Below are 25,503 nucleotides of genomic sequence, written 5' to 3' on the forward strand. Positions count from 1 at the left end.
TCATTCTTCAATTCTCGTATTGATTGATGGCTCAAAAATCGGCCAAGACTCACAACACCCCAGGTCAGGACGTAGAATCCCAATCGGTCGAAGTATTATCTCGGCCACATGGTCACTTCCGACTTCGGTGACGATGATCTCGTGGGCATACGTACGTGAGGAACCGAGTGCGGCACGCAGGCCACTTCTTGCAGGGTGGCCCTATCTTTCTCTTCTACCCGGGTGGAAAATGGAGACATGCATTCGATACGGGTGTGAGGAGGCCGTCATGGATCTGCTTATTCTGTTTATCATCGGGGTGTGCTTCGCCACGATTGTTTTCTTCATCGGACGATTTGCCTGTCCGAGACACGACCGCGTGCCCCTGATGGAAGTCGACCATGTTCTCCTGTGGACCACTCTGCGTCGCGGATGGCACGCAATGGGTTCGTTGGGGCCCACGGCCCCGGGCAGAAGCGGGCCGTCAGGAAATCACCCGGCCTGATCTGGCTTAACGGGATCGCCGATCACCGATGCCCGATAACCGGAAACCGGCACCCAGAAACCGACGCCCGGCACCCGATAGCCTTGCAATGTGCCTTCCTCAACGAAACCGGACCCGAGCCGACGCCCTGGAATCGCCGCATTGCTCTTCGCAGTGGCGTCCCTCTTGGTCCTCATCGGTGTCGCTTTCTGGTTCTGGTTCAACGCACCCGACCAGGTGCCGAGCCATTTCGGGGCAAACGGCCAGCCCGACGACTGGTCGCCAAAGAGTGAAGTCTTCGGATGGCTCGTTCCCTTGGGAGTGGGCATCCCAGTGGTGCTCTCCATCCGCTGGATATTTGAGAAGCTGCCGATCGGCCTCGTCAACATTCCTCACAAGGAATACTGGCTGCAACGCGGCGAACGTGTCTATCTCTTCGACTGTCTGATGGAGTTCATGCGAATCACTGCTGGTGCGTGTGCTCTGCTGTTTGCATTGTCTCTGGCGCAGACGCTTAGCGTCGGGATCGGCAGATCGTGGCCGGATGCCCTTCTGGTCCTCCCGACCGGTGTCTTCCTTGCCATCGTCGCAATCGCAATGTGGAATCTCTTCCGCCGTCTCAAGCCCGGCGACAGAGACGACCGCGAACTCAAACCCGAAAGATAGCCCGAAAAGCAGGCCGAAAAATGAACCGAAACGATCTGGCGGGCCGAGCTTTCCACCATAAGATCCGCAGACCCCAGCCAAGCCTCGTCACCGGCGAAGGGTGCTCAGCTCTGCGGCACGAACACTCCTGCGTCCCAGTCCTGCAGCGCATGCGCCGAGGCCCAGAAGTGAAGTTCGTACACACAGGCCTGCTCGAAGGTGGCACGCATCTGTGCGGCCACCTCGGCGGGGGCATTGGTGAGCTCCTGCTCAAGCAGCTGGACAGCCTGCCGGGTCGATTCGTCGAACTCGGGTGAGTCATAGGTCTGCACCCAGGTCCGGTACGGGTGGTCCGCGCTCATCGCTCCCGCCCGCTCGACGAGCACTTTGCCCATGTGGGCGTACACCCAGAAGCACGGGAGCACTCCGGCCACACCTTCGCCGTAGGAGCGGCTGGCGGCGGTGGCCACGAGGTAGGACACATATCCCATGGTCGTCGGTGAGGCTCGGAATCCGGCCCCGCTGTTGACCAGGTCCTCGTGGGCTGCGGCCAAGCGGGAATCGGCGAGCAGCTCTCCGTGCATCTCCTCTTCCACCGAGATCGCTTCGGCGGCGGAGCTGGCCCAGAATCGTGATTCGTCACGGTCGTTGGCACGCGCAGCGAGGAACGACATCGCCTTGGCATAGCCGGTGAGGTAGATGCCGTCCTGGACGATGTAGTTCGTGAACGCCTTCACGTCCAAGCTGCCGTCGGCCAGCTGGCCGAGGAACGGCAGACTCTCGATCTCCTCAACTATTGGCCGCACCCGATCCCACAGCTGAGTGGTCTGAGGTCCTGCGGAAAAGTCTGTCGTCATTGATATCTCCCATGTTCAAGGGACCACAGCGGCCCCGAAGCGTCATTATGCGGTTCCCGGATGGCAAGCTGATCTGGGTTGCAGCTGGTTGTTCTAGCGGCGGACGATGTCGACCTGGTGGTCGACGGGACCGTGTGCGCCCTTCGGATCCAGGCTGACCTGCCAGTTCGCGGCGGACTTCAGCGCCCGGGCCAGATAGTTCAGGGCGTTGTCGACTGCTTTGTGAAGTAGTTCCGAACCCACCTCGTCAACTGCACGTTCACGTTTGAGCACTGCCACCTCGGCGGTGATTGCGGCCGACAATGTGCACCCGGTGCCGTGTGTGTTCGGGGTCGCCACTCGCGGGTGGGTGAACTCGGTGACCGTGCCTTCGGCAGTGACGAGAACGTCGGCGACGTCACCCTCGATCGCGTGCCCGCCCTTGAGCAGCACCGCCCGAGGCCCACGGTCGACAAGCAGTCTGGCCTGGGCCAACATCTCCTGCGGATTCTGCGCCACCGGCTCATCGTCACCGATCAGCAGCGCCGCCTCGGGCAGGTTCGGGGTGATGAGGTCAGAGACCGGCAGCAGTTGGTCACGAACCGCGGCCACGGCATCGACCTCGAGGAGGCGGTGCCCGGAGGTCGCGACCATCACCGGGTCCACGGTGTAGAAGCCCAGCTGGCTTTGGGCCGCGCGCACGACGACGAGTTCCACGAGGGAACGTGAGCCGAGCATCCCCGATTTCGTGGCGTCGACGGGCATATCGCCCAGGACGCTGTCGAGCTGATCCGAGACGAAGTCATCGTCGATTCCGTAGACCCGCGAGACGCCGTGCGTGTTCTGCGCGACCAGAGCCGTGATGGCCGTGGTGCCCAGCACCCCACGGGCCGTGAAAGTTTTGAGGTCGGCGTGGATGCCGGCTCCCCCACTGGGGTCGGTGCCGGCGATGGACAGTGCGATGGGTGGACGCGTGGTCATCGCGCTGCCTCCGCACGTCCGTCACCGAATTCCGCGAGCAGTTCCTCGGCCGCAGCACGCGGATCCTCGGCACGGCAGATGGCAGAGACCACACAGATCCCCACCAGTCCCCGGCCGCGCAGTTCGGAGGCACGAGCGGTGCTGATCCCGCCGATGGCGACCGCCGGAAGTCCTGCTTCACTCACCAGTTCGCCGAGGCGGTCCGGCCCGATCCCATCGGGTGCGTCGGTCTTCGTCGTGGTGTCGTAGACAGGCCCGATTCCGACGAGGTCGATGACGCCCGAGTCCCGGGCGGCTGCGAATTCGGTGCTGTTGGCCGCCGACAGCCCGATGAGCGGTTCGGCGCCGATGAGTTCGCGCACTTGTTCGACCGGAGTGTCCGACTGTCCGACGTGGATGTGGACGTGTGAACCTTCGGCAAGGAGGCGCTGGGCGACGGCGACGCGGTCGTTGAGGACGATGGGCACGCGGCGTTCCGTGCCTGCCGAAGCGGAGTCGACGCTCGCGCTGTCGGCCACCGCGCTGTCGACGGCGGCGATGACCTCGCGGGTCAACGTGTAGAACGCATCGTCGTCGATGTCCTTGTCCCGGACCTGCACGATCCCCACTCCCCCGGCCACAGCTTCGCGGACGGTGTCGGCGACGCTGCGTCCGGATTCTCGGCACTGGGCCGAGTCCGTGACGAGGTAGAGCCGAGTATCGATTCCGGCCAGGCGGGCGTCGATTCCGGCCAGGCGAGAATCCACATCGGGAATCGAGGGGCTCATGACTGTGCTCCGTCGATCGCGTCGGCTTCGATTGTGCCTGCAGCGACTGTGCCTGTTCCGACCGTGCCTACTTCGACCGTGCCTACTTCGACCTGAAGCCTTGCCAGTTCTTCGCCCGTTACCGTGTGCAGCGCGTCAAGGAAGTTCACGGAGAAGCTGCCGGGTCCGCGTGCTCCCTCAGCGGCGGCTTCACCGGCAGCCTTGAAGTGAGCGTGGGCGGCAACGACGGCCTCGAACCTCGCCGAGGCGGTCGTTGCGCCCACGAGGTAGGCGGCGGTGACTGCGCCGAGAGAGCAACCTGTGCCGATGACCAGTGGCATATAGGAATGACCCCCGTCGAGGCGGACGACACGATCGGCGCCGTCGATGTGAGCGACGATCGCGTCCCTTGGTCCTGAGACGGCAACGATCGCACCGGTGGACCGGGCCAGTTCGGCCGCGGCGGGAATCACCGCATCGACTTCGTCAGTGGAATCCACACCTCGCCCGCCCAAACCCATGCCGGCCAAGGCTGCGATCTCGGAGGCGTTTCCGCGGATGGCTGTGGGTGAAGAGTTCGCCGCGCGGCGGATTCGTGTGGTGCGGAAGTCGACGGCTCCGATGCTCACCGGGTCCAGCACCCAGGGCTTGGAGTCTTCGTTGGCTGCGTCGATGGCGGCGTCGGCGGCGAGGAACTGCTGGTTCGTGGCGGTGCCGAAGTTGACCAGCAGTCCACTGGCGATGCGGGTAAACTGTGCGGCATCGGCGTCGTGGTCGAGCATCGCCGGAGCGGCGCCGATGGCCAGGAGCACGTTGGCACTGAATTGCTGCACGACAGTGTTCGTGATGCATTGGATGAGTGGATTATTCGCACGCAGTCGTGCATTGGCAGAACGCAGGTCGAAGTCAACCATGACGATCCCTTCGCTAGTATGGCCCAGATCAGGTTCGATGGGTGTTCTCTCAGCCTCACGCGAATGGCGTCAGGCACCCCATGTCATTGCCCACGACTGTATCAGCTCAGTCCCAGCACCGCCGATGCCGGCGCCCGAGGAGGGCTGAAACAGCGCCCACCGCCCACCGGGAGCGCCGAGCTGGAACCTCGGCCCCGCCTCGGCGAGGGACAGGTTTCATCGACAGCAGAGCTGAGCGTCGAGAGCAGGCTCCAGGGAGTGCGCTCTCGAGGCTCAGCTCTGCTCTCGACGTTTCGCTACCGCATCGAGCGGCGCTAGCTGCGTCTCTCGGCAGCTAACCTCGTCCGACGTAGCGTTGTCCGCGGCGGCTCAGGGCGTCAATGACGACGGCCGTGAGCAGGACGAGCGCGGTGATGATCTGCTGCGCATCGGAGTTGAAGCCGATGAGGTAGAGACCGTTGTTGATAGCACCGACGACCAGGGCACCGAGCACGGCTGCCCAGGCTGTGCCGCGACCGCCGAACAGCGAGGTGCCGCCGATGACCGCGGCGGCGATCGCGTTGAGCAGGTCCTGCGTGCTCACCAGCGTCGATCCCGCGTTTGTCGTCACACCGGTCTTGATGAAGCCGAACAATGCTGCCAGAACACCGGCGGCCATGAATACGCTGATGCGCACCCAGGTGACCCTGATACCTGCGCGCCTGGCGGCTTCGACCTTGCCGCCGACAGCGTAGATCGAACGCCCGTACTTGGTCTTGCGCAGCACCAGGTCGATTCCGATCGCGATGACGATCATGAGGAAGAACGGCATCGCCAGTCCGAAGTCCTGATTGACCAGGATGAGAAAGCCGAAGACGATGGCTGCCAGCAGCACGATGCGCACGATCACCGAGGTCCAGCTCGGGCTGTCGAGTCCCTCGTTGTGACGGCGCAGCTTCGAGTAGATGATCCCGGTACCGAAGCCGACGACGGCAACTGCTCCGAAGACGTAGGCCCAAATGGCTGGGAAGTAGAAGCTCGCAAAGTCGAAGGCGAAGGTATCGGACATCGACAGGTTCTTCTGCACTCCCAATGTCGTCAGAGTCAGTCCGGTGAAGGCCAGCAGACCGGCCAGGGTGACCACGAAGGCCGGGATGCCGACCACCGCGAAGAACCACCCCTGGATCGCTCCGACGACGAGGCCCAACACCAGCATGATGACCAGTGCGATCAGGGGCGGGACCCCTTGTCTGACCACCAGCACACCCAGCAGTGAGGCAGAGAGTCCACCCAGCTGAGCCAACGACAGGTCGATCTCACCGAGGAGCAGGATGAGGTTGATGCCCAGCGCCAGGATCGCCAAGAACGCGACCTGTGTGGAGAGATTGACCAAGTTGGCCGGTGAGATGAACTTGCTGTTCGCCGATTGGAAGACGACGACGATGACGATGAGCGCCAGAATCACTGGGAATGAGCCGAGCTGGCCCTCCTTGACTCGACGAACGAATGTCGCGAGGAACCCCTCGCTCGAAATGCGTTCGTCGGTGATGAACGAGTTGCGGGTCATCGACGCTCACCCCTCCGGGTCGCTCTCTGAGTCACGACGTTGTCGTTGGCTCCCGTGATCGCGGCGACCAGCACGTCCGTGCGCTCGTCACCTGGGAAGTCACCGGCATCCTTGCCCAAACGCAGAACATGGACACGGTCGCACACGGCCTGGACATCGGCCATGTTGTGGCTGACCAGCAGCACTCCGAGGTCACGTTCACGCAGCCGCTCGATGAGGTTGAGCACCTCGGCGGTCTGCGCAACGCCGAGGGCCGCGGTCGGCTCGTCCAACATCACGATCGAGGGTTCGCCGAGGAGGGACCTGGCAATCGCGACCGTCTGACGTTGACCGCCGGAGAGAGCCGCGATCGGCACCCTTACACTGGGGATCTTCGCCGACAGGCTGCGCAGCAGCTCCCACGATCTTGCTTCCATGGTGACCTCGTCGAGAACACCGCCGCGGGTCTTCTCGTGGCCGAGGAACAGGTTGGCCACGACGTCGAGGTTCTCGCAGAGGGAGAGGTCCTGGAAGACTGTGGCGACTCCCGCCTTCTGTGCGTCCTTCGGCGCTGCGAATTTCTGGGATCGTCCGCCCAGAATGATCTCACCTTCGTCGGCTCCGTGGACTCCGGCGATGACCTTGACCAGGGTGGACTTGCCGGCGCCGTTGTCGCCGACGAGGCCGACGACTTCACCGCGGCCGATGGTCAGGTTGATATCGGTCAGAGCTTGGACTGCGCCGAATCGTTTGTTGATCCCGCGCAGCTCGAGGACTGGTTCGGCTCCGGTCTCCGGCACCCGCGTACTCGTGGGCGCCGGATCGTTGGGTTGAGAATTCATATATTCCTACTCGCCGATTTCTACTTGACGCCGGCGTCTTCGCAGAGCTTCTTCACGTCTTTGGTGCAGATGTCTTCAGCCTTGATCTGATCCCCGACGATGTCCTTCACAGTGTCTTTCGTGACGACCTTGGCCTCGACGAAGTCCGTCGGAGTGTCCTTATAGGTTGTTCCCGCCTTCGGTTCCTCACCACCGGCAAGTGCAACGGCTGCCTTCGCAGCGAACTCCGCCTGCGGTGGGATCGACTTGTAGATCGTGGCGTACTGGTCACCCCTGAGGATGTTCTGCAGACCGTCGACCTCAGCATCCTGCCCGGTGACGACCGGCTTCACCTTGGCCTTCTTGGTGGCGGCGAGAACACCACCGGCGGTGCCGTCATTGGCTGAGTAGATGGCGATCGGCTCCTTGTCCGCGCTCTGCAGCTGACCTTCGACCCACTGGCGGGCGTCGTCCGGGTTCCAATCGAGAGTGTCGTGGCTTCCGGCGATGTCGACACCGGCCTTCTTCAGGGTCTCCTCCGCACCGGCTTTGAAGTCTGCGGCGTTCGGGTCCTTCGGATCGCCGTTGACCATCCAGACCGGACCCGACTTCGGGTCCTTGTCCTCGGCCTTGAGACCGTCGAGGACGGCCTGGCCCTGGAGGTTGCCGATCTTCTTGTTGTCGAACGAGGTGTAATAGGTCGCACCTTCGAAGAAGCGATCGTAGGCGACGACCGGAATCTTCTTGGCCTCGGCCTTCGACAGAGCCGAGGACACCGCCGAGGCATCGACGGGGTCAAGGACGATGGCGTCGACGCCCTCGGTCACAGCGGCTTCGAACTGCTGCTGCTGCTGGGTCGCGTCCTGGTTCGCGTTGCGGTACTCGACCTTCGCATCAGGGTTCGCCTCTTTGACGTACTTCTCGAAATTCGGCTTGTCCAGAGATTCGTAACGGGTGGTCTTGGACTCCGGGAGCAGCAGAGCAATGGTGACTTCACCATCTCCGGCCGAACCGCCGCCGGATTCCTCATTGCCTTGGCCCTTCTGACTCCCACAGCCGCTGAGCGCGAGAGCGCCGATAGCAACCGAGGCGCCGAGAACGGCGAACTTCTTCCGAGACTGCAGGTTGTGCCTCATTGTGACCCTTTCAATTTTTCTGACAACGTTGTCAGGCTGATCAATATAATTCGCTGATCGGAGCTCGGTGTCAACTGTTTCGGCGAAAAATTGTGTTCGTCGTCTCTTTCCGGACAGCGTCACCTGTCCGGAGATTCCTCGCCGCTGCCGCGAGCGATCACGTGCACAGGAACCTGAGTCGAACCCCGGAACGGATCGCTTCCAGTCCCGCCACCGAGCGGATCCTGCAGACGTCGGACCGCCTCGGCGGCCATGGAGGTGAGGTCACGATCGATGACGGTCACGTCTAAGAGGTCCGCGGCGGGGAAATCGTCGATGCCCACCAGCGCCGGCCATTCATCGAGGCGCCGGCAGGCGTCGATGGCCCCCTGAGTCAGGGTCCCGGACAGGGTGATCAGCGCGCTGGGCGCGCTGCGCGAACCCAGCCAGGCCGCGACGACGTTCTTCGCGCTGGCCAGGTCGTGGGCGTCTTCGCGCAGGTAGGCGCGCCACCCGATGTCCGAGCGTCCGGCGATGGCCGATTGGATTCCGGCGAGCCTGGCGGTGGTGATGGGGCTGGTCGAATGATCGCCGATGACGCCGAGGCTGATGTGCCCGTGATTGAGCAGTTGAGTCGCCGCCAGTCGTCCGGCACGTTCCTCATCTCCGGCGATGAGGTCGACACCCGGTCCTGCTGTCGATGGGTCGAAGGACACGATCTGCACATCAGCAGACGTCGCATCGGTGTAGAACCGTGCGGCGTCCGGATGCGATCGGATGACGCAGATTCCGGTCATGTCATTGGCCAGGCACTCCTCGAGGAAGCCGCGTTCACGGTCAAGATCGTCGGTGGTGACCGTGACGACCGGGCGCAGTCCGACCCTGCTCAGTTCGGCCTCCAGCAGGGTGAAGAGACGAGCCTGGAAGGGGTCATCTCCGTCGCTCATGACCACGCCGATGTAGGGCGATCGGCCACCGGCACGCAGGCGCCTGGCCGTGGAGTTGATGCGGAATCCGAGCTCGGCGGCGGCTTCTTCCACCTTCTCGGCGGTCCTCGCGGCCACATGCTTTTCGCCGTTGAGCACTCTGGAAGCGGTCTTGATGCTGACTCCTGCGCGCGAAGCGACCGTGGCCAGGGTCGGCCGATCGTTCTGCTTCGCCATGACCACACCTTTGAGTCGGGAATCCTACGGACCGCTTGCGGTCTGCGCGCAGGCGACCGATAGGAATGATGATAGCCGCTGGTGCTCGCATGGTCGCAGACGGTCCGACGATCAGCACCTACCGGACAGGAAGATGTCACCAATCCCTGCATCAGTCCAAGGCGTTGGCGATGCGCACTGCGAGGCCATCGAGGATGAGTTCGAGACCATCCACGAAGTCCGGATCAGACTCGCCACCTGAGTTGGAGTCGCTTCCCACAGCACCAGAAGCCAGCATCGCCGAGGTGTACGGGAACTGCGCTGAGGCGACGACGCGGAAGAGGGCCTCTCCGTATTCGCGCTCACTCTCGGATTGAGCCTGGCCGGGCTCTCGTCCTTCCTTCAGCTCGCCCTGAAGTAGTGCTGACTGACGGACGAAGCCACTGAGCAGAGTGAGTGCCGCCAGCTTCTCGTTCCAATCGAGTTCAGTTGAAGCCAATTGCGCGAATCCTCGTTCGAGCCAGGCGATCTGGTGTGGTCCGGATGGTGCTTGGTAGATGGGCACGCGGGGAAGCCATGGCCGACCTCGATACAGAGACCACAGGTCACGTGCCCACAGTCGCAGACCTTCACGCCACCCTGCAGCGAGCGACTCGGATATCCGCGGTTCACTTGCTGCGTCCATCATGAGCTGCAGCAGCTCGTGCTTGGAGCCGATGTGTCGATACAACGACATCGCTGTCACGTTCAACTCCTCGGCGACCTTGGGCAAGGTCGCGGCCTCCAGGCCGCCATGATCGGCAAGCTGAACAGCAGTGCTGACCACCGTCTCGACATCGAGAGTGGACTTGCGCCCCCGCTGCTGAGGAACCTCCGGCAGCCTCCAGAGTCGCCGGAAGAAGTCGGGCACCGCGCCGTCAGTCATGGAATCCACCTCTCTGTCAGTAGAGCAACAGTCTGACACACCATATAGTTTACTACATATAGTTTCTGTGTTAAATTCTGTTGCATGAATAGACAAACGGCTGCACAAGAGCCCATGAAGACCGGGCGAGTTCATGATGTCGATGCCCTCCGCGGGTTCGCCCTGCTGGGGATCTTCGTCGTCAACATCACGTTCATGGCCTCGGCCTATCCGGGGAACCTGGTCCATGATCCGAGCTTCTCGACACCGATCGATGCAGCGGCCCGATTCCTTGTGGCCGCGCTGTTCTCAATGAAGTTCTACCTACTCTTCTCATTCCTCTTCGGATACAGCTTCGTTCTGCAGATGGATGCGGCGAAGCGCGCGGGTGCGGCGTTCGTGCCGCGAATGCTTCGCAGAGCGGTGGGCCTCTTCGTGATCGGAGTGGGGCACATCGTCCTGCTCTACGGTGGGGACGTTCTCACGACCTACGCAGTGGTCTGCCTCGTGCTCCTGGCGATGCACCAGGTACGTGATCGGACTGCGCTGCTCACGACCGGAATCATCTATGGCTTCGTGACACTCTCTCTCGTCATCAGCGCCGCGTTCCTCGATCGCTCGATGTTCATGCCCAGTCACGACGAGGCGCTCCTTGGGGCCGCTGCGCAGACTCAGGCTATGCTCGGGTCGCTGGCTGACATTGTGGGGCAACACGTGGCCGGCCTTGATCTTCTCGTCATCCAAGCGGTCTCCCTGCAAGGACCGACTGCACTGGCGATGTTCCTATTAGGAATGGTTGCTGCCCGGCGGCGCCTGTTCTCTCAGGCGGGAGATCGGGCCACGCTTCTGCGACGGACTCAGGCGATCGGCTTCGCAGTCGGCCTCCCAGGCGGGGTGCTCTTCGCCGTTATGGGCGGAGACACCAACACCTGGGCCACCACAGCGAGCGTCGTGACTGCCCCGTTCCTCACGGCCGCGTACGTTGCGACGCTGATCCGGATCATGCACGTGCCCTGGGGAGCATGGGTGCGCACAGCACTGGCACCAGTTGGGCGCATCGCGTTGACGAATTACCTGGGACAGTCGCTGGCTGGGATCGTGCTGTTCACAGGAGTTGGTCTCGGCCTTGCCGGGCAGATGTCCCCACCGGTTCTGATGGTCCTCGCCGTCGCCGTCTTTGCGGTCCAGACGTTGATCAGCGCCTGGTGGCTGAAGCGCCACCGATATGGTCCTGCTGAGTACGTCCTCCGGTGTTTCACCAACTGGAGCCGACCCGGTCGCACCAAGGTCTCGATGGACACTGACCGGTAAGCATCGCAGCGGGTCAATATCCTCCCAGATAGCCGTTTGGCCCCTCTACCGGACCGGTACCGACCGATACCTCCCCGCCGAGGAGGGTGCAAGGTCACAGCGCGCGGGCGACCGATAGGAATGATGATAGCCACTGGCGGTCCCGACGGTGCGGCCTATCCGTAGTTCAAGTCATCACTCCATCGACTCTTGCCGCACCTTGCGCAGGCGAACGTGGGCCTCCGCCAGTTCTGCAGCAGTTTTATCCCGCTCAGTGGTGGTCAGACGCAGCAACTGCATATCGAGCACCGCCCGTGCACCCTCCGGCTCAAGATCAAGTTTGTCCTGCAACCGCTCCAAGGCAATGTCCGGATCTTCGGCAGCCTCGAGTACCTCAAGAACTTCTCGGCGCCGATCCAAACCGGTGCAGAGCGCTTCGAGGAGCGCAATTCTGCCGATCAAGTTTGTCTCTTCCTGCTGAGCATCACTCGCAGTCGGCTGCTTCTTTCCAGGTGTCTTCACACAGCTATCGCACCATGGAGCTGCCCACTCTGTCGACCCCCAAGGCTCTCGCCGAGGTGGGCGCTGGAACCCAGCGCCCACCTCGGCGATTTTGATGTTTTTCCTGATCAGCGCGCTGTTGAATCGCCCCGCGCCACGGGGTTCCTCATCGTTCCGGCGTAGAGCAGGGATTCGGCCTGGTTGCCGATGTCGACCATCTGCACGGTGTTACGCAGCTGCAGACGGTTGAGGCAGGAATGGGCGAAACGTTCGGCTCTCAGGTCCACATCCCCGGCCAGACCACGGGCGAGTTCCGGATGCTGGGCCTCGTAATGATCGAGCACCTCGGCGACCAAGGTCCAGAACGTCTCCGAACTCAGCACACCATCCGCGTCGAGGATCCCGCCGAGGTGGCGCAGCACTCCGTCGAACATGTCCGTGAACACGGACAGGGCCTTCTCCTCGCCGGGGACCAGCGCCCGGATCCGCTCGACGTCGCCTGGCAGGTCACGGTGGCCGAGGACGGCGACCTCCTCGCCGATATCCTTCATGAAGGCACCGGTCACGACGTGGTCATCGAGGATGAGGATGAGGTTCTCCCCGTGCGGCATGAACACCAGATCGTGAGCCAGCAGTGCGTGGACGAGTGGGTGCAAGTAAGCCCTCAAGTAGGACCGCACCCAGTCCTCGGGCGCCTGACCCGAGGCGCGGATGAGTTCGCTGGCGAAGGCGACTCCCCTGTGATCGCGGTGCAGCAAGGACGCCATGGTGACGACCTTCTGACCAGGTTCGAGCACGGTCAAAGGGTTCTCTCGCCACAGAGCGGCAAGCATCTTGCGGTGCGGGTTCGTCTCCTGCGTTCGGTGGTAGACGTCTCCGGTGTAGCCGAGCGCGGTACGTTCCCGCAGGACCCGGAACCCGGCGTCCCCGAAGGCGGGATCGGTGCCGATCAACTCGGCGATCCAGTCATTGATTGCCGGAGTATCGCGCATGTACTTCGGGGACAGTCCGCGCAAGAACCCCATGTTCTGTACGGCGAGCGCGACCTTCACATAAGGGGCATCGGCCCGTGTTCGGTTGAAGAAGGTGCGCAGGGACTGCTGCGGCTGATGCTCGTCGAGGCCAGCGCCCAGGGGCAGCAGATCTCCGCGGGCGATGTCGGCGGCGAAGGTGATCGCAAGTCGGTGATCGGCTTGCCAAGGGTGGACCGGAAGGAGGTGGAAGTCTTCCGGATCGCGGCCGGCTGACCGGATTCGTGAGTCGAAGAGTTCGCGCTCCTCGGCGCTGAGTGCCCAGTCGGTGTGTGCGGCCTCGTCGAATCCTTGACCGAGTGAGAGGTGGCTGTGCTCGCGGGTCGCTGCTACCCATTCGATGCGGGTGGTGCGCCCGTTCTCCGGGGCCCACTTCCGATAATCGCTGAGGGAGAAACCGATGCGTCCATTGTTCGCAATGAAGCCGGGATGGCCTTCGGTCATGGCCGCCTCGGTGGCCTGGAAATCGGAAGTCAGGAGATCTGTGGAGTCCGGGCGGTGACCCTTGACCGCCTCGGCGAGCTTGAAGGCGCTGCTGGCCAGGGTCGACGCGAGCTCCTCGAGGTAGGTCGACATCAGGTTCTCCGGGATGTCGAGGGCGTCCTGGAGTTCGACGACGAGTTCCTGCGCGTCGAGTCCCAGCTGAGTGTCACCTCGTCGGCGGGTGATGCTGTCCTCGTCGATGACCCAATGCTCGAGCGGCAGGACTCGGGCGGTGAACGAGTACGTGACGGAGTCCGTGCTCTTCGACCCGGTGTCATCGATCTGCAGTTCCCAGTCATCGGGCCCGGCATTCGGGCCGGTGGCGCGGACCGGGGCGATCAGTCGTTCGTGGGCGAACTCGGACAGTGCCTTGGCCACAAGGTGGCGTTGGGCGACCGCGAAGGTGTCGGGATTGAGGTGGGAGTATGCGGCGGGCGTGATGGCGTCCTCCACGATGTCGTTGTCGTTTTCGATGTCGATGTCGTTGTCGTTCTCGTCCGAAGAAGTGTCATCCTCCGAAGCGGTGTCCGCCACGTCGGCACTTTCATCGCGATCGAGGAGCTTCACCAGCTCGCTGGCTTCGAAGTCCTCACGATCGCAGACACTGACCAAGGCGCGTTTCCGCTCTTCCCCCATCATGATGGTCGCCTCGCTCACCGGGCTGAAACCCGCTGCCCGGTTCTTCTCGAGGATGGCGGTGTTGCGCACGTCGGGTTCGACGATGACTCGGTGACCGCCGCGGCCGCCTCGTTCGATCGGGCGCAGGCAGAAGTCGATGACCTCGGCCATGATCTGGTTCGTGAGTCCGCGGACTCCATCGCCGTCAGGTGGGGCGACGAGCAGGTGCATTCCGATGTCATCGGGCCCGGTGGGAACAACATCGTGTGGGATCAGCGTGGAGGGCAGATAGGTTTCGACGTAGAAGCAGTCGATGCCGTCGACCGATCCCACCCAACCGTTCTCGTCGGCGGAGCCGAGGACCGCGCCGAGGTAGTCGCGGACTCCGGACTCGTCGAGGTGGGTCATCTGCCAGTAGTGGGCGCGCGGGTGGGTCAGCCACACGTGGATGTTCTTGGTATCCCGGGCTGGGTCCACGGCTCGGATGTCCACGGTGAGTGCGGAGCTTGCCGTTGAGGGTGTGGGTGCGTCGTTGATGAGGTCGGTGGTCATACGTGTGTCATCTCCCTGTCGTCTGCAGGCTGGGAATCGGAGTCGGAATCGGAAGCGGTGTCGGCGAAGTCGAAGTGCGATTCGAAGTCGTCCTGAGTGCTCAGAGGAGTCGTGTCGAGAGCTCCGTCGTCGAGCGCCCCATCGTCGAGTGCCCCGTCGTCCGGAACTCCGAAGGTCTGGAAGGCGATGGTCTTCTCGATCGGGTACGGTTCCCGTCCGGTCACATGTGAGAGCACGACCGATGCGCGCCAGGGCCCGAAGCCAAGATCGGGTGCGGTGACTCCGTGGGTGTGCTCTTCGCCGTTGAGGACGTGGATGGTGCCTGCGTCGTTGACCGTGTAGTGGCGGCTGACCTCGAGGCGGCCCTTGGCATCCAGGCGGATCTCGTCTCCCAGCGGCGCGAGGAAGGCCGGGACCTGGGACTTGTAACCGGTGGCAGAGACAACCGATCCGGTGCGCCGGTCGAAGCACCTGTCCAGTGACGTGTTGCGGAAGCGCAGAGCATAGTCGCCGGTGCTCGCATCGTGGTCGGCGGCAATCAGCTCCGATTCTGCGAGGAGGTTGGTGCGCAGCTTCCTGCCGCCGCGGCTGAGTCGGTAGAGGGTGTCGTGGATGTCATCGACGAGCTCGGCACTGATGCCCTTGTACAGGGTTCGCTGTTCACGTCCGAGCTGTTCGCGCAGGTCATCGGGCAGGGCTCGGAAGTGATCCGTGTACTCCGGGGACGTCATCTCCAAGGTCAGCTTCGTGTACTCCATCGGGAAGAAGCGCGGTGAGCGCGTCACCCAGTCGAGTCGCACGCCACGGGCTTCAGCTTCGTCGATGAGATCACGGTAGATCTCGGCCGCAGACTGTCCGCTGCCGACGATGGTGATTGATCCGCTCTCGAGCAGTGCGTCTCTGTGGTCGAGGTACTTCGAGGTATGGATGACCGGGCCTGTGCCCTCAGCTTCCAGGTTCTGCAGGGCCTGTGGCAGGACCGGTTCGGTCCCGACACCGAGGATCAGGTGGCGGGCGCGGTAGGACTCAGTCCTCAGCGTCTGACCGAACTGATCGGCCACCTCGGCGGTCACGGTGTAGATGTCATCATTCCTGGTCACCGAGGTGACCGTGCGGTTCCAGCGCAGAGTGTCCAACTGAGCGGCGACCCATCGGCAGTATTCGTCGAATTCGGCGCGCAGAGGGTAGAAGGATTCGCGGATGTAGAAGGGATAGAGCCGGCCGCTGTCCTTGAGGAACTGCAGGAAGGAGAAGCGGGAGGTGGGGTCGGCCATGGTCACGAGGTCGGCGAGGAACGGGACCTGGACCGTCGCACCTTCGATCATCATGCCCGGGTGCCAGCGGAATTCCTCGCGTTGGTCGAGGAAGACGGCGTCGACGTCGGGCAGGGGGTCAGACAGAGCGGCCAGTCCCAGACCGAAGGGTCCGATGCCGATGCCGACGATGTCGTGGATGTGTGATTCGGGTGTGCTCATGCTGCGCCTCCTTCGAGGGTCGTGCTCTCCAGGTGCCGGCCGGCGAGGATCCCGTGGCCGGTGGCGCGGACGAGGTCGAGCACGGCGGTGATGTCTGCGACCGTGGTGTCGGGGTTGAGCAGGGTGAGTTTGAGCCAGGGGGTGCCGTCGATGGTGGTGCGGGCGATCGCTGCGCGCCCGGAGCGGAAGAGGACGCGGCGGATCATCGGCACCAGTTCATCGGCAGTGGCAGCCTCGGCGGTCGCGGGGGCGAACCGGAACAGGACCGTGCTCAGGTCGGTTGCTCCCAGCACCTCGAAGTCCGGCTGTGCCTCGAGGAGCTCTCGGACCTCGGCGGCCAGATCACACACGGCATCGACCATCGAACCGATCTCCGTGGCACCGCGGGCGCGCAGAGTCGTCCAGAGCTTGAGGGCGTCGAAGCGTCGGGTGGTCTGCAGGGATTTGTCGACCTGGTTCGGTTCGGCATCGGCGCCCTGGGCCTCAGCCTCCGGGTTGAGGTAGTCATTGTGATGAAGCGTCGGGTCGAACAGGGCGAGTTCGCGCACCAGCAGTGCGCTTGAGGACACGGGTTGGAAGAAGGTCTTGTGGAAGTCGATGGTCACCGAGGTGGCGCGGCCGATTCCCTGCAGCAGGTGTTTGCGTCGTGGTGCCCACAGCAGTCCCCCGCCGTATGCGGCGTCGACGTGCATCCACACGTTCGCGTTCTCGCAGATCTCGGCGATGGCGTCGAGTGGGTCGATGACGCCGAGGTCGGTGGTTCCGGCCGTGGCGGCGACGGCCATGACGATGCCGCCGGTGTCATCGATGTCGCGCATCAGCTCGGCCAGAGCCTCGGCGTCCATGCGTCCGGCGGCGTCGGTGTCCACGGTCACTACAGCCTCGGCGTCGAGGCCGAGGATGTGTGCGGCGCGGGATATCGAGAAGTGAGTCTGGGAGGTCGTGAGTATCCGCAGCCGAGACATGAGCTCTCGGCGTGATGGCTCGCCGCGGCCGGGCTGGGCACTGCCGAGCACCTGTGCCTGTTGTGCGCGCAGAACGTTCTCGCGGGCCAGGAACAGTGCCTGCAGGTTCGACTGGGTGCCGCCCGAGGTGAAGATTCCGTCACCGCCGGAGAATCCGACGTGCCTGCAGGCCCACTGCACCAGGCGGCGCTCCATGAGTGTGGCGACTTCGGATTGGTCGTAGGTGTCGACGGAGGTGTTGATCGCAGCCAGCATCGCCTCGGCCGCGACGGCTGGCACGGCGACAGGGCAGTTGAGGTGGGCGACATAGCTCGGGTGGTGGAACCAGACGGCATTGCGGGCGTAGAGGTCATCGGCCTCGCGCAGGGCTGCGATGTTTCCGATCCCCTGTCCGTCGAGGTCGAAGTCCGCGACCTCGGCTTCCAGGCTGGTCCGGTCATTCGCCGAGGTGGGCGCGTCGACACTCGTGAAACGCTGGGCGAGTGCATCGACGACCTCGTGCATGAGCTCGGCGTAGGCATCGGCACTGTGCGACCCCAGCAGGGCGTCCTCTGTGCGCAGCGAGGTGTTCGGCAGTGGAGCTGCACCGGGCAGCGATGGTGCATCGTTCGGTGGGGCATCGGTCAGCGAGCGTGCCTCGTTCGGCGGGGTTGCCTCGGCCGGTGGAGTCGGGGTGTCAGAGAGCAGTGAAGTCATAGCGGTACGGTTGCCTCCTTCGGTTCAGGGTCCGGTAAGGCCGGACTACATTAGGGCAACCTACCCTAAGTGAAGTGAGAAGCAAGGCGAGTGGTGCTGCCGGATATCACTACACAAGTAACCTCAACCCGGCACAAGGAGCGCCCTCGTCAATCCTCGCGCGGCCAAGCCCGCAACCGACGACAGGCGTATACGGCCTAAAAAATCGCACGTGCCCTTCATCACATCCGGGCGATCGTCTGACATCTTGAGACAGCGAAAACGGCCGTAGTCTCTGCCCAGGAGGCAGAAGCTACGGCCGTCGGCAATCGTGGGACAACCAGAAACCAGTCGCGACGCGCCGTCAGAGAACGGTCACCGCAGAACCTTATTTGACGACGTAGTTAGGTGCTTCGACTGTCATCTGGATGTCGTGCGGGTGGCTCTCCTTGAGGCCCGCTGTGGTCAGGCGAACGAACTTGCCCTTGGCCTTGAGGTCCTCGATGGTGGGGGCGCCGACGTAGAACATCGACTGGCGCAGACCACCGGTGAGCTGGTGTGCGACCTGCTTGAGCGGTCCGCGGTAGGCTACACGGCCTTCGATGCCCTCCGGGATGAGGTCGGTGTCAGCGTCGATGTCGTCCTGGAAGTAGCGGTCCTTCGAGTAGGACTTGCCCTGACGTGGGGCCATGGCACCCAGTGAACCCATGCCGCGATAGGCCTTGTACTGCTTGCCGTTGACGAAGATGAGTTCGCCGGGCGATTCGCTGCAGCCGGCCAGCAGGGAGCCGAGCATCACGGTGTCCGCGCCGGCGACCATGGCCTTGGCGATGTCGCCGGAGTACTGCAGTCCGCCGTCTGCGATGACCGGCACACCGGCCACGCGGGCCGCCTGAGCGGCGAGGTAGACGGCGGTGACCTGCGGGACGCCGACGCCGGCCACCACACGGGTGGTGCAGATCGAGCCCGGCCCGACTCCGATCTTGATGGCGTCGGCACCGGCGTCGATGAGGGCTTGTGCACCCTCCTTCGTGGCAACGTTACCGCCGATGATCTGGACCTTGTCGAACGTCGAATCGGCCTTGATCTTCCTGATCATGTCGGTCACGCCGCGAGCGTGTCCATTGGCGGTGTCGACGACGAGGACGTCGACTCCCGCCTCGGCGAGGAGGATTGCGCGTTCATAGGCATCGCCGTGGAATCCGACGGCCGCACCCACGCGCAGGCGACCTTCGTCATCCTTCGTGGCAAGGGGGTATTCCTCGGTCTTGACGAAATCCTTGACGGTGATGAGGCCCTTGATGACGTTGTTCTCATCGACCAGCGGCAGCTTCTCGACCTTGTGCTCGGCGAGCAGCTCGAATGCCTTCTCTGGGGAGACGCCGTCCGGGGCGGTGACCAGTGGCATCCGGGTCATGGTCTCGGCCACGGTGCGGGTCGGGAATTCGCTGCGGGTGACGAAGCGCAGGTCACGGTTGGTCACAATGCCCAGCAGCACGTTATCCTCATCGACGACGGGCAGACCTGAGATCCGGTATTTTCCGCAGATCTCGTCGAGTTCTTCAAGAGTCTTCTCGGGGGTGATCGTCAGCGGGTCGTTGATCATCCCGGATTCGGAGCGCTTGACATAGTCGACCTGGGCGGCCTGGTCTTCCATCGACAGGTTGCGGTGGATGATGCCCAGTCCGCCGATGCGGGCCACGGCGATGGCCATGCGCGACTCGGTCACGGTGTCCATGGCAGCCGAGACCAGGGGGATGTTGAGCTCGATCTCTTTGGTCAGACGAGTCGTGGTGGAGGCATCTGAGGGGATGACATCGGTGTCACCGGGCAGGAGGAGGACATCGTCATACGTCAGTCCCGTCAGCGAGAACGGATCGTTTGCGGCCTGTGTTTCCTGCTCGGGAATCCCCATGGGTACAGCCTTTCGACGCGGTGAGTTCGGTGGCTCAATGCTATCGAAGTCATACACCGCTTATCTAGCGTTTCAAATACCGAGCATTGTGAGACTGCCGACACCGGCAGCAGGGTTCCTTCTCGCCGAGGCGGTTGCGTGGTCCCGGTGGTTGCGTCGCCTCGCCCTCAGCGGCCTTCGCCGACCGAGCGCGCCAGGTCGAGCGTCGAGGCTTCCGAGTCATCGAGATGGATCCGCAGCAGACCTTCGGCTCCGTGTCGGTCCCCCGAGCGCATCTTCTCGAGGATGTCGCGGTGCGGGTTGGCCCAGTGGGAGTGGTATTTGCCTGGTTCCCGCGAGCGGGCGAAGGTCGTCGACAGCCGGGCCATGAGGTTGACGTAGAACTCGTCGAGCATCGGCGAGCCGAGCAGTCCGACGATCGCCCGATGGAATGAGGCGGAGTGCTCCTGTGCGTCGGTCCAGCTCTCGTTGTTCGGAGCAGTCTCCGCACGGACGACCGATGCCTCCACACGGCTCATCGCCGCCTCCGTGGCGTCCTGTGATTCCTGAACGGCACGGATCTCGAAGACACGTCGGGCCTGGTAGAGGTCCTTGAGTTCGTCGAGGTCGAAGGTACGGACGAAGAAGCCGCGGTTCGTCTCCTGTGTCAGCAGACCGGCGTAGCGGAGCAGGGACAGGGATTCACGAGCAGTATTGCGCGAAACGTTGAATTCCTTCGCCAGCGCACCATCCCGGACCGGAGAGCCGGCAGGGTACTCGCCGGTCGTGATTCGGGACCGGACCAGGGCAACGATCGCCTCTGAGGTACATCCGGGTGCGTTTGGACTCATATCACCAGGCTACCGTGTCCCCACCGCTCGTGGGCAAAGCCTGGGCGCAGCCGTCGACGATGATGCCGAGTCGAGACACAAGCTACGTCTGCAGCGGTCTACGGCGTCGACGGCGTCGGTCCCAGAGTGAGCCCCAGAGTGAGCCTGGATTCGAATCGTCGCGGGCGCCGCGTCAGCGGATCGTCGAACCCGATCGACGCCGCCAGCAGCTGCAGCGGTGAGCTGAAATCGTAGGGGTCCGGAGACAGATCGACAGGATAGACCGGATCGCCGAGGATGGGCAGCCCGAGCGAGTTCATGTGCACCCGCAGCTGGTGCGTCTTGCCCGTCAGCGGATGAAGTTCGTACTCGCCGATCGACGGACACTGCCCCACCGATCGCCGAGGTGGGGGCACAGTTGCGTCGGACCACCTCGGCGAGGTCGGGGTTCGTTCACTCAGCAGGCTGATCGTGCTGAAGGCGTTGGGCTCACCGTCGACTTCGAGGACCTGTCTGCCGCCGCGCGGTTTGACCAGCCTGGACGCCTTGCTGAGCGGGAACTCCATATCCGTCGGCGGCATCGCCGCGAGGGCGCGATAGGTCTTGGTCACCAATCGGTCCTGGAACAGACTCTGATAGCGACCACGGGTCTCGGGTCGCTTCGACAGGATGAGCAGTCCCGCCGTGACGCGGTCGAGGCGGTGGATGGCCACCAGGTCGGGCTGATTGAAATCCTGGCGAGCCCGGGTCACGACGCATTCGCGCACGAACCGCCCGTTGGGAGTGCTGGCGAGGAAGTGGGGTTTGTCGACGACGAGCAGATCTTCGTCTTCGAAGACGATGCTGATCTCGAAGGGAATCCGCTCCTCGGCCGGAACAGGTCTGTGGAAGAAGTAGAAGCCGCCGGGAATGACTGAATCATCCCAGTTCACCGGCTCGCCCGTCTCATCGCGCATATCGCCCGTGCTCAGCAGGCTACGTCGCGCTTCATCGTCGGCTGCGGGGAACTCTCCCTCCAACCACCCGCCAATCGTGTCCGGGACCGGAAGATGGTTCTTATCGTGCGTCGCCTTCCCACCAGGAGCGCGCAGCGATGTCGCGGAGATCCCTTCTCGGGGTGAAAGCGGGCTGCGTGGCATCGGATCAGTCTAACTGTCGACGCGATGGCGCACTCGGCTCTTAACCTGCGGGACCTGCCGTGGGCTTGCGAGAAATCTGGAGCGTGGAGTCCTATGGTGGGAGGTATGGACAACACCGAATTGACGGAAGAGTTCCTCCTCAACAAGGTCATCGCTCCGGTCGTTCTCGGCATGTTCGCCAACGACGAATGGGACAGCTACGGGATGAATCACGACCCGACCGACGCACGAAAGTGGATTGTCAGGGTCGTCGCCAACTGGGAGGCCGTCGACATCCCCCTCGAATACTCGGAAGGCATCGAGTCGGTCAACGACCTCCAGCTGAAGCTCATCGCCGAGCTCCAAGCGTTCATCGACCGGTCGGAGATCGGGCAGCGCCGCGACGAGGAGTGGGAGGCCGACGAACACAATGCTCCTCGCCCAAGTCTCAGACATGCGGTTCGCCCGAACTTCAGCGGACCTCCGGAATGCGCGACGCGCCTGCTGAGGATCCGCTCGCGCAATCTCCGCCTCGACCGGCGCCGCTGCCGATCCGCCCACCGCAGAGACTGACTCCGGTCCACAGCGGCTCACAGCTCAGGCGCGCTCGACGAGGAAGTCGATGTCGACGTCGCTTGGCAGGGCACCGTATTCCCGGCCCCGGTTAGGACCCAACCGTGCCGATACAAACCCTGCGGCCACTTCAGCGGGAGCGGAATCGAAGAGAATCGTGGCCTGCAGGAGCAGCGCCATCTTCTCCACCATTACGCGCCCGCAGCGCTGGATGCCTGCGATTCTGGCAGGGTCCCCGCTGCTCACCGCCTCGAGCGAGCTGTGGAGGGAAGCGGCAAGCTCCTCATAGGCGGCGTCGAATTCCCGGTACCGGCCCAGCCCGGTTTCGAGGAAGCCCAGGAAGGCCTTTGCTGTTCGCGGTTCACGGCCTAGGGCGCGCAGCACGTCGAGGACAATGACATTTCCAGATCGCCCCTCACACCGCTTCGAGGGCTTCGACAGGATTGACCGATGTCGCCGCGCGTGCCGGTCTGCCGCTGGCCACCGCGACGGCGAGGATCGAGCCGACGACCACGACAATCAGCACCCACCACGGCAGTGACGGTGCGAAGAAACCGGTGAGTGGCGAGATCACGGCGAGCGCACCGATCCAGCCGTAGAAGATGCCCAGGGGCAAAGCCACCGCGCATCCGGTCACGCTCAGCTGCAGGCTCTCGCTGAGGACCATGGTTCTGACTCGCCGCGGAGTCTGTCCCAGTGCCATGAGCAGCCCGATCTCCTGAGTCCTCTGACGCACGGACAGCATGAGCGCATTCGCGACGCCGATGACGGCGATGACGACCGAGAAGACGACCATGCCGAGAAAGAACATCATGGTCTGGTCCACCACCGTCGTGACCGCATCGCCGTCGGCTTCCCTCCCGCGCTGCCCCAGCAATGCTGCATACACCTCGAGTTGAGTCCGGAAGGTCGTCATGGCTGTCGCGAACATGACGATGAGGGTCACTCCGATGACGAGTCCGATGACGGTGCGCGCGCTTCGCGCCGGGTGGCGGGCGATGGTCTTCGCCGCCAGGCGCGAGGAGGAAGTGCGAGCGAGCAGTTGCCCGACCAGCGTCTGCAACGGTGGCAGGATCCACGGATTGCCGATGATGAAGCCGAGGAAGGAGATCGCACCACCGACGGTGGCGACGGGCAGTCCGAGCGGATTGTTGATCGCCACTCCGACAGCCGCACCGCCGATGAGCATCACGAGACCGACACCGAGGAGAGCGATCACGGTCGTGAGTGATCGCTTCGATGGACGAAGCTCCTCAGGGCTGCGCTCGACGGTCTGTGATGTGGCTTCGACCGGCGAGATGTCCGAGATCCTTCGAGCTCCGAGATAGGCCGCATACCAGGTGACGAGGAGTGTGGCAGCGGCGGGTACAAACACCTCGGCGTGCAGGAGGTCGGCGTCGTATCGGATCTGATCGCCGAGGATGGTGAGCGTCAGTCCGGCCAGAGCCGTCGAGACGAGGAGTGCTGCGATGACACCGGGGACCGCGATGATCAGCCCTTCCAGTGCTGCGGAGCGTCGCAGCCGCTTGGAGGAGGCTCCGATGAGTCGCAGCAGTGCGAGCTGTCTGCTGCGACCGGCGATGATGATCGAGAAGGTGTTGGCGATGACGATGCTGGAGACGAAGAGGGCGATGACGAAGAAGGTGAGGCCGACGAGCGCGATGAGGATCCGCGCGGTCGCGGACTCGTCGATCTCCTCGGTGGAGGTCATCCAGGCACTGAGGATTCCGATGCCCTGCATGATGGCGGTGCCGAAGAGCCCGGCGATGAAGACGACGAGGAAGCTGGGAGCGAACTGGCGCGGGTTCGCACGGATCTCGCGAAACGGGTTCACGGTACCTCACCCCGGCTGGGCTCCACTGCATCGGCGTCGTAGTCGACGTCGAGTTCCAACATCGAGCGGGCGATGACCTCGGCGCTGATTCCGTGATTGAGTTCGCTGACGGGTGTCCCGTCTGCGATGAATACCACGCGGTTCGCATGGGCGGCGACGACTGGGTCATGGGTGACGAGGAGGATCGTCTGGCCGAGGTCTCTGACGGCCTCGGCCATGATCCGCATGACCTCTCGGCCCGCCCGTGCGTCGAGGTTGCCGGTCGGTTCATCGGCGAAGAGAATATCGGGACGGGTCGCCAATGCCCGTGCGATCGCCGTTCTCTGTTGCTGACCGCCTGAGATCTCGTTGGGTCTGTGGCTCATTCTGTCGGCGATTCCGAGTCGTTTTACGATGCTGTCGATCCATGAGCGTTCGTCCGTCGTCGGCTTCCTGTCATCGAGTTCGAAGGGCAGAAGGATGTTCTCCCTGACTGTCAGCGTCGGCACGAGGTTGAAGGCCTGGAACACGAAGCCGATCCGTCGCCGCCTCAACGCGGTCAGTGCTTCATCGTTCAGTGCCGTGATCTCGCGTTCGCCGATGAACACCTGGCCCGTGCTCGGTCGATCGAGGCCGGCGAGCACGTGCATGAGGGTGGACTTGCCGGAGCCGGAGGGCCCCATCACCGCTGTCAGCGCTCCGGCATCGATGTCGAGGGTGACCCGGCCCAGAGCGGCAATCGTGGCCGTCTTCGAGTCGTAGACCTTCGACACATCGCAGAGTCGGGCGATGGGTTCAAGCGATCTCGGACTCGGATCATCGGAGGCAGTCGTCACATTCTCACCTGTCTGTCAGTTGGTTCGATGGGCAGTCCGTTGCAACGAAGTCCATTGCAACGGACAAGCCGATCCGCTGCAAAGAATGGCTGTTCATTTCAGGCTACTGCGATGCCAGCACAGGACGCATTGCAGAAACCCCCACTTCACCCGGGAACCTCTCGTCTCGTCTCCGACACGAAAACCCGAACGCATGAGGAAAGCGACGGCCACCTACCGGGCGCACATAGGCTCACGCAGTCTCGCGAGGGTTCACGCAGTCGCCCGAAGGGGCCAGCTCAAAGAAGTCTCTGGTGGGTTCGGCGCACCTGTGGTCCACTTAGAGCATGACTTTCGAAGCACAGCACATCTCACAGACGATCCGTCGGGACCCCTCCGACATCGCGGTCTTCGCCGGCAATCCCGCGAACCTCCCGCAGTGGGCGGCCGGCCTGAGTACGGGCATCCGCAATGAGGCCGGACGTTGGATCACCGATTCGCCGATGGGCGAAGTCGAGGTCAGCTTCCGGCCCGGCATCGAGTTCGGGATCCTCGACCACGACGTGATCTTCCCCGATGGCACCACCGTGCACAATCCGCTGCGTGTGCTCCACAACGATGATGTCAGCGAAGTCGTCTTCACTGTCTACCGCCTCCCGAATGTCACCGACGAGGAATTCGCCCACGACACCGAAGCAGTGCAGAGGGACCTTGAACGACTCCGCGATGTCCTCGAAGCCTGACCGTTCGAATGCATCCCTAACACCTGTTGCCGCCC

General features: G+C 63.4%; 23 protein-coding genes and 1 riboswitch. Of the genes, 4 read left to right on the forward strand and 19 right to left on the reverse strand.

The features are described from left to right. Window positions 1-574 precede the first annotated feature (574 nt). Window positions 575-1,129, forward strand: coding sequence for a DUF1648 domain-containing protein (locus tag HX613_RS17190; protein WP_235346437.1), 555 nt, complete (start codon window positions 575-577; stop codon window positions 1,127-1,129). 104 nt (window positions 1,130-1,233) lie between these two features. On the opposite strand, the gene HX613_RS17195 is transcribed toward HX613_RS17190, so the two are convergent. From HX613_RS17195 to HX613_RS17235, 9 genes are all read right to left on the reverse strand, one after another. Continuing rightward, a complete protein-coding gene (locus HX613_RS17195) occupies window positions 1,234-1,965 on the reverse strand; it encodes a TenA family protein (RefSeq protein ID WP_235346438.1) in 732 nt (243 codons plus the stop codon). Between the two features lie 93 nt (window positions 1,966-2,058). After that, window positions 2,059-2,925, reverse strand: coding sequence for a bifunctional hydroxymethylpyrimidine kinase/phosphomethylpyrimidine kinase (gene thiD / locus HX613_RS17200; RefSeq protein ID WP_235346439.1), 867 nt, complete (start codon window positions 2,923-2,925; stop codon window positions 2,059-2,061). Further along, window positions 2,922-3,692 carry a thiamine phosphate synthase gene (gene thiE, locus HX613_RS17205; protein ID WP_235346440.1) on the reverse strand — a complete coding sequence of 257 codons (771 nt, stop codon included), beginning with the start codon at window positions 3,690-3,692 and terminating at the stop codon, window positions 2,922-2,924. The genes thiD and thiE overlap by 4 nt, the downstream gene beginning before the upstream one ends. Further along, complete coding sequence (thiM, locus tag HX613_RS17210) at window positions 3,689-4,585, reverse strand: hydroxyethylthiazole kinase (RefSeq protein ID WP_235346441.1); 897 nt, start codon at window positions 4,583-4,585, stop codon at window positions 3,689-3,691. The genes thiE and thiM overlap by 4 nt, the downstream gene beginning before the upstream one ends. Next, window positions 4,573-4,676, reverse strand: a riboswitch (TPP riboswitch). It overlaps the preceding gene by 13 nt. A gap of 243 nt (window positions 4,677-4,919) precedes the next feature. Further along, on the reverse strand, window positions 4,920-6,131 hold the full coding sequence (locus HX613_RS17215; protein WP_235346442.1) for a sugar ABC transporter permease: 1,212 nt from the start codon (window positions 6,129-6,131) through the stop codon (window positions 4,920-4,922). Next, entirely contained in the window at window positions 6,128-6,952 is an 825-nt protein-coding gene (locus HX613_RS17220) for an ATP-binding cassette domain-containing protein (RefSeq protein WP_235346443.1), read from the reverse strand. Before HX613_RS17220 ends, HX613_RS17215 begins: the two co-directional genes overlap by 4 nt. Window positions 6,953-6,972: 20 nt before the next feature. Further along, entirely contained in the window at window positions 6,973-8,067 is a 1,095-nt protein-coding gene (locus tag HX613_RS17225) for a substrate-binding domain-containing protein (protein WP_235346444.1), read from the reverse strand. Between the two features lie 119 nt (window positions 8,068-8,186). Further along, on the reverse strand, window positions 8,187-9,209 hold the full coding sequence (locus HX613_RS17230) for a LacI family DNA-binding transcriptional regulator (protein WP_235346445.1): 1,023 nt from the start codon (window positions 9,207-9,209) through the stop codon (window positions 8,187-8,189). A 151-nt stretch (window positions 9,210-9,360) separates the two neighbouring features. Further along, complete coding sequence (locus HX613_RS17235; RefSeq protein ID WP_235346446.1) at window positions 9,361-10,113, reverse strand: TetR/AcrR family transcriptional regulator; 753 nt, start codon at window positions 10,111-10,113, stop codon at window positions 9,361-9,363. Between the two features lie 84 nt (window positions 10,114-10,197). On the opposite strand from HX613_RS17235, the gene HX613_RS17240 reads away from it, so the two are divergent. After that, window positions 10,198-11,403 carry a DUF418 domain-containing protein gene (locus HX613_RS17240; protein ID WP_235346447.1) on the forward strand — a complete coding sequence of 402 codons (1,206 nt, stop codon included), beginning with the start codon at window positions 10,198-10,200 and terminating at the stop codon, window positions 11,401-11,403. 174 nt (window positions 11,404-11,577) lie between these two features. Here HX613_RS17240 and HX613_RS17245 read toward each other — a convergent pair whose 3' ends face one another. The 7 genes from HX613_RS17245 to HX613_RS17275 all read right to left on the reverse strand — a co-directional run bounded on the left by HX613_RS17245 (window position 11,578) and on the right by HX613_RS17275 (window position 21,545). Beyond that, on the reverse strand, window positions 11,578-11,904 hold the full coding sequence (locus tag HX613_RS17245; protein WP_193084515.1) for a DNA gyrase subunit A: 327 nt from the start codon (window positions 11,902-11,904) through the stop codon (window positions 11,578-11,580). A 107-nt stretch (window positions 11,905-12,011) separates the two neighbouring features. Further along, a complete protein-coding gene (locus HX613_RS17250; protein ID WP_235346448.1) occupies window positions 12,012-14,567 on the reverse strand; it encodes a GNAT family N-acetyltransferase in 2,556 nt (851 codons plus the stop codon). Continuing rightward, window positions 14,564-16,042, reverse strand: a complete 1,479-nt coding sequence (locus HX613_RS17255) for a lysine N(6)-hydroxylase/L-ornithine N(5)-oxygenase family protein (RefSeq protein ID WP_235346449.1) — start codon at window positions 16,040-16,042, stop codon at window positions 14,564-14,566. Before HX613_RS17255 ends, HX613_RS17250 begins: the two co-directional genes overlap by 4 nt. Then, window positions 16,039-17,703 (reverse strand): pyridoxal phosphate-dependent decarboxylase family protein, encoded by a 1,665-nt coding sequence (locus tag HX613_RS17260; protein ID WP_235346450.1) that lies wholly within the window; start codon window positions 17,701-17,703, stop codon window positions 16,039-16,041. The genes HX613_RS17255 and HX613_RS17260 overlap by 4 nt, the downstream gene beginning before the upstream one ends. Window positions 17,704-18,070: 367 nt before the next feature. Further along, a complete protein-coding gene (guaB, locus tag HX613_RS17265) occupies window positions 18,071-19,597 on the reverse strand; it encodes an IMP dehydrogenase (protein WP_235346451.1) in 1,527 nt (508 codons plus the stop codon). Window positions 19,598-19,764: 167 nt separating this feature from the next. Beyond that, window positions 19,765-20,427 (reverse strand): GntR family transcriptional regulator, encoded by a 663-nt coding sequence (locus HX613_RS17270; RefSeq protein ID WP_235346452.1) that lies wholly within the window; start codon window positions 20,425-20,427, stop codon window positions 19,765-19,767. Window positions 20,428-20,525: 98 nt separating this feature from the next. Further along, the gene (locus tag HX613_RS17275) at window positions 20,526-21,545 is read right to left on the reverse strand and encodes a pseudouridine synthase (protein WP_235346453.1); all 1,020 of its coding nucleotides are present in this window, start codon (window positions 21,543-21,545) and stop codon (window positions 20,526-20,528) included. A gap of 105 nt (window positions 21,546-21,650) precedes the next feature. Between HX613_RS17275 and HX613_RS17280 the strand changes: the two genes are divergently transcribed. After that, window positions 21,651-22,097, forward strand: a complete 447-nt coding sequence (locus HX613_RS17280; RefSeq protein WP_235346454.1) for a hypothetical protein — start codon at window positions 21,651-21,653, stop codon at window positions 22,095-22,097. Between the two features lie 24 nt (window positions 22,098-22,121). Here HX613_RS17280 and HX613_RS17285 read toward each other — a convergent pair whose 3' ends face one another. Genes HX613_RS17285 through HX613_RS17295 form a run of 3 tightly spaced genes read right to left on the reverse strand, consistent with a single transcriptional unit; the run spans window position 22,122 to window position 24,746 of the window. Continuing rightward, the gene (locus HX613_RS17285) at window positions 22,122-22,481 is read right to left on the reverse strand and encodes a hypothetical protein (RefSeq protein ID WP_235346455.1); all 360 of its coding nucleotides are present in this window, start codon (window positions 22,479-22,481) and stop codon (window positions 22,122-22,124) included. Between the two features lie 31 nt (window positions 22,482-22,512). Continuing rightward, complete coding sequence (locus HX613_RS17290) at window positions 22,513-23,931, reverse strand: FtsX-like permease family protein (RefSeq protein WP_235346456.1); 1,419 nt, start codon at window positions 23,929-23,931, stop codon at window positions 22,513-22,515. Next, window positions 23,928-24,746: an ABC transporter ATP-binding protein gene (locus tag HX613_RS17295; RefSeq protein ID WP_235346457.1), complete on the reverse strand. Its 819-nt coding sequence runs from the start codon at window positions 24,744-24,746 to the stop codon at window positions 23,928-23,930. Before HX613_RS17295 ends, HX613_RS17290 begins: the two co-directional genes overlap by 4 nt. Window positions 24,747-25,072: 326 nt before the next feature. Here HX613_RS17295 and HX613_RS17300 point away from each other — a divergent pair, with 326 nt between their 5' ends. Next, window positions 25,073-25,468: an SRPBCC family protein gene (locus HX613_RS17300; RefSeq protein ID WP_235346458.1), complete on the forward strand. Its 396-nt coding sequence runs from the start codon at window positions 25,073-25,075 to the stop codon at window positions 25,466-25,468. The last annotated feature ends 35 nt before the right edge of the window (window positions 25,469-25,503 follow it).

The organism is Brevibacterium sp. UCMA 11754 (assembly GCF_021532275.1).
GTDB lineage: Bacteria > Actinomycetota > Actinomycetes > Actinomycetales > Brevibacteriaceae > Brevibacterium.

Coding starts and splice junctions, on each gene's coding strand:
- HX613_RS17195 (WP_235346438.1), bottom strand. CDS start 1,965: ATGACGACAGACTTTTCCGCAGGACCTCAGACCACTCAGCTGTGGGAT.
- thiD (WP_235346439.1), bottom strand. CDS start 2,925: ATGACCACGCGTCCACCCATCGCACTGTCCATCGCCGGCACCGACCCC.
- thiE (WP_235346440.1), bottom strand. CDS start 3,692: ATGAGCCCCTCGATTCCCGATGTGGATTCTCGCCTGGCCGGAATCGAC.
- thiM (WP_235346441.1), bottom strand. CDS start 4,585: ATGGTTGACTTCGACCTGCGTTCTGCCAATGCACGACTGCGTGCGAAT.
- HX613_RS17215 (WP_235346442.1), bottom strand. CDS start 6,131: ATGACCCGCAACTCGTTCATCACCGACGAACGCATTTCGAGCGAGGGG.
- HX613_RS17220 (WP_235346443.1), bottom strand. CDS start 6,952: ATGAATTCTCAACCCAACGATCCGGCGCCCACGAGTACGCGGGTGCCG.
- HX613_RS17225 (WP_235346444.1), bottom strand. CDS start 8,067: ATGAGGCACAACCTGCAGTCTCGGAAGAAGTTCGCCGTTCTCGGCGCC.
- HX613_RS17230 (WP_235346445.1), bottom strand. CDS start 9,209: ATGGCGAAGCAGAACGATCGGCCGACCCTGGCCACGGTCGCTTCGCGC.
- HX613_RS17235 (WP_235346446.1), bottom strand. CDS start 10,113: ATGACTGACGGCGCGGTGCCCGACTTCTTCCGGCGACTCTGGAGGCTG.
- HX613_RS17240 (WP_235346447.1), top strand. CDS start 10,198: ATGAATAGACAAACGGCTGCACAAGAGCCCATGAAGACCGGGCGAGTT.
- HX613_RS17250 (WP_235346448.1), bottom strand. CDS start 14,567: ATGACCACCGACCTCATCAACGACGCACCCACACCCTCAACGGCAAGC.
- HX613_RS17255 (WP_235346449.1), bottom strand. CDS start 16,042: ATGAGCACACCCGAATCACACATCCACGACATCGTCGGCATCGGCATC.
- HX613_RS17260 (WP_235346450.1), bottom strand. CDS start 17,703: ATGACTTCACTGCTCTCTGACACCCCGACTCCACCGGCCGAGGCAACC.
- guaB (WP_235346451.1), bottom strand. CDS start 19,597: ATGGGGATTCCCGAGCAGGAAACACAGGCCGCAAACGATCCGTTCTCG.
- HX613_RS17270 (WP_235346452.1), bottom strand. CDS start 20,427: ATGAGTCCAAACGCACCCGGATGTACCTCAGAGGCGATCGTTGCCCTG.
- HX613_RS17275 (WP_235346453.1), bottom strand. CDS start 21,545: ATGCCACGCAGCCCGCTTTCACCCCGAGAAGGGATCTCCGCGACATCG.
- HX613_RS17280 (WP_235346454.1), top strand. CDS start 21,651: ATGGACAACACCGAATTGACGGAAGAGTTCCTCCTCAACAAGGTCATC.
- HX613_RS17300 (WP_235346458.1), top strand. CDS start 25,073: ATGACTTTCGAAGCACAGCACATCTCACAGACGATCCGTCGGGACCCC.